This is a genomic window from Pseudomonas fluorescens (assembly GCF_902497625.1).
GTDB lineage: Bacteria > Pseudomonadota > Gammaproteobacteria > Pseudomonadales > Pseudomonadaceae > Aquipseudomonas > Aquipseudomonas fluorescens_BQ.
In genome coordinates this window covers 1-2,999 of record NZ_CABVGX010000093.1, presented here as the reverse complement: position 1 = coordinate 2,999, position 2,999 = coordinate 1, and the positions used below count along the sequence as shown (strand labels likewise).

Below are 2,999 nucleotides of genomic sequence, written 5' to 3'. Positions count from 1 at the left end.
AGATAGCGAATCGCATCGGCCAGCGGCGCCAGTTGATAGTCCCGTGCCAGTTCTGTCGGCAACCAGTCGGGCAGGCTGGTCGGGCCCAGCATCGTCAGGGTCTGCATGCAGAGCTGGCGCAAGCGTTGCTGGGTCAGGCCTTCGGTCAACGGGTAAACCGGGGTCAGGGTTTCATCCACCGGCGGCGGTTCATCGCCGGTGATGGCGCGGTATTCCGGGTGATAGATTTCCAGCCCCGACGCGCCGGGCCGCGCTTCGCCGTAACAGCGAATTCGCGTGCCGCGCTTGAGGCCTTCTTTCTGCGCATTGCTGAAATGGTAGAAGCGCAGGCTGAGCCCGCCGGTTCCGTCCTGCAAACGCACGACCAGGCTGCGACGGCGGCCCATGACCACATCGGCGCCGCTGACGGTGCCTTCGATCACGGCATCCTGGCCAGGGCGCAAATGACCGATCGGGACCACCCGGGTGCGGTCCTGATACCGCAAGGGCAGATGGAACAGTACGTCCTGAAGATTCTCCAGGCCAACCTTGGCCAGTTTTTCGGCCATGGCTTCACCGACACCCTTGAGCGCCGTCACCGACACTTGCGACAACTCGGTCATGACTGTTGCTTAGCCAGCCACCGGCGCTGGCGGCTTGGCCACCGAGCACAGGCGGATCGAGTCGGCGAGGATTTCGATTGCCTTGGGCCGCGGAAAGCTCGCGCGCCAGGCGATCGCTACTGTTCGAAACGGCACCGGCGGCGTCAGTGGACGCACTTCGATCACGCCGGGTGCGTAATGGTGGCTGTCGACGGCCGAGAGTGGCAGGATCGAGATGCCCAAACCGGAGGCGACCATGTGGCGAATGGTCTCCAGCGAGCTGGACTCCACCGTGGTGTGCTTGGCGCCGTCGCTGCCTTTGGTCAGCGTCGGACAGGCCTCCAACACCTGATCGCGGAAGCAGTGGCCTTCGCCCAGCAGCAACAGACTCTTGTCGTTGAGCAGGCTGGCGTCGATTGATTCTTTTTGCGTCCACGGGTGTTGAGCCGGCATCAGCACATAGAACGGCTCGTCGTAGAGCTGCAGGGTCAATACGTCGGCTTCGTTGAACGGCAGGGCGATGATGATCGCGTCGAGCTCACCGTTGCGCAGCTTGTCACGCAGCACGTGGGTGAAATTTTCTTCAATGTACAGCGGCATCTGCGGAGCCACGCGGTGTAGCTGCGGGATCAGATGCGGAAACAGATACGGGCCAACCGTGTAGATCGCGCCGACTTTCAACGGGGCCGTCAGCTGGTTTTTGCCAGCCTGCGCCAGTTCGCGAATCCCTTGAGCTTGCTCCAGCACTTTTTGCGCCTGGGCCACGATGCCTTCGCCGACCGGAGTCAGGCGTACGGCGCTCTTGCTGCGCTCGAAAATCAGCACACCGAGTTCGTCTTCAAGCTTTTTCACGCCCACCGACAGGGTCGGCTGACTGACGTGGCAACGCTCGGCCGCGTGGCCGAAGTGCTGCTCTTGGGCGAGGGTAACGATGTAGCGTAATTCTGTAAGGGTCATGGCGAACGTCCGTGAAGTTGCGAGCCAAGCATAACGGCTGCAATCGATAGACGCACGTTATCAGACTGAGTGAGGTGAATGACACCGGGCAATGCGTGTATGCCTGGGTGGATATGCAAAAGGCACCTTTTGGTGCCTCTAGGCATATTCCCTTCCGTAGCAGCTGGCGTAGCCTGCGTCCGGCTGCTACAGAGATCGCTTCAGCGGCGGCGCTTTTCCAGGGAATACACAAACGGCGCAACGATTTCGATCGAGCCGTTGTTCAGCATGTCGGCCGGCGGCTTGGGCAGCGGTTGCGCACGCCTGATCATTTCCAGAGTCGCCCTGTCCAGATCGGCATTGCCGGAGCGGCCCACCAGTTCGAATGACAACACGTTGCCTTCACCGTCCACCACGAAGCGCAGTCGGTTCAACCCTTCCTTACCACGCGATTGAGCGCTGGCCGGGTACTTTTTGTACTTGGCCAGATGAGCGAGCAGGGTGCCTTGCCAACTGGCCTTGGCTGCTTGCTGCGCCGGCGAAGGGCCGGGTGCCGGTTGTGCAGATTTGTCCGTTGGCGTCTGGGTCGGTTGCGCGTCGCTCGGTTTTTCCTCGGTCGGCTTTTCCTTCGGCGGCTCGGGTTTTTTCTCCACGGGCTTGGGCGGTTGCGGTTTTGGCTTCGGCTTGGGTTTAGGCTTGGGCACGGCAATCTCGGCCTTCGGCGCTTCTGCAAGCTTGGGCATCGGCAGTTCTTCCACCGGCGTCGGCGGCTGCGGTGGCGTGACCACCTTCGGCGGTGCAGGCGGTGGCGGGGCAGGAACCGGCGCCAGCTCGACCATCATCGCCTGCGGGGGCAGTTCGATGGGCGGACGCGACGACCAGTTCAGCGCCAGCGCAATGGCCAGCGCATGGACACCCAGCACCACGGCCAGGCTCCCGCTGTAACGCGTCAGCTTTTGGCGCGTCGTGATCATTTCTTGGCTGCCGTCTCGAGTCCGACCAGGCCGACTTTCAGGTAACCAGCGGCGCGCAAGGCATCCATCACGCTCATCAGGTCGCCGTAATCCACGCCCTTATCGGCCTGGAAGAAAATCGTCGTGTCTTTCTTGCCTTTGGTGCGGGCGTCCAGCGTGGCGCCGAGTGTCTCGGCCTTCACTTCGTCTTCACCAAGGAACAGGCGTTGATCAGCCTTGACGCTGAGAAACACCGGCTTCTCGGGCCGTGGCGCCGGTTTGGCAGTGGAGGCGGGCAGGTCGACCTTGATGTCCACAGTGGCCAATGGAGCGGCCACCATGAAAATGATCAACAGCACCAGCATCACGTCAATGAACGGCGTGACGTTGATTTCATGATTCTCGGCCAGATCGTCGTCTGCGCCTTCTTTTAGATGCAAGCCCATGGCTGATTACCCTACTTTGGCCACATGCGGTTGCGAGGAGCGCTCGGCTGTTGGCAGGTGATCGAGATCACGGCTGACCAGCA

At 61.6% G+C, this 2,999-nt stretch carries 4 protein-coding genes; all 4 read right to left on the bottom strand.

Features of this window, described 5'->3' with window-relative positions:
- On the bottom strand, window positions 1-602 hold a 602-nt coding region (locus F8N12_RS27170; RefSeq protein WP_412072167.1), incomplete at its 3' end, for an OB-fold nucleic acid binding domain-containing protein.
- Between the two features lie 9 nt (window positions 603-611).
- Window positions 612-1,538: a hydrogen peroxide-inducible genes activator gene (locus tag F8N12_RS27165; RefSeq protein WP_150579924.1), complete on the bottom strand. Its 927-nt coding sequence runs from the start codon at window positions 1,536-1,538 to the stop codon at window positions 612-614.
- Window positions 1,539-1,738: 200 nt separating this feature from the next.
- On the bottom strand, window positions 1,739-2,491 hold the full coding sequence (locus F8N12_RS27160; protein ID WP_150579925.1) for an energy transducer TonB: 753 nt from the start codon (window positions 2,489-2,491) through the stop codon (window positions 1,739-1,741).
- A complete protein-coding gene (gene exbD, locus F8N12_RS27155) occupies window positions 2,488-2,916 on the bottom strand; it encodes a TonB system transport protein ExbD (RefSeq protein WP_028622412.1) in 429 nt (142 codons plus the stop codon). Before exbD ends, F8N12_RS27160 begins: the two co-directional genes overlap by 4 nt.
- Between the last annotated feature and the right edge of the window lie 83 nt (window positions 2,917-2,999).

What these genes read in the sequence shown, in the direction of transcription:
- F8N12_RS27165 (WP_150579924.1), bottom strand. Translation starts at nt 1,538, where the DNA reads ATGACCCTTACAGAATTACGCTACATCGTTACCCTCGCCCAAGAGCAG.
- F8N12_RS27160 (WP_150579925.1), bottom strand. Translation starts at nt 2,491, where the DNA reads ATGATCACGACGCGCCAAAAGCTGACGCGTTACAGCGGGAGCCTGGCC.
- exbD (WP_028622412.1), bottom strand. Translation starts at nt 2,916, where the DNA reads ATGGGCTTGCATCTAAAAGAAGGCGCAGACGACGATCTGGCCGAGAAT.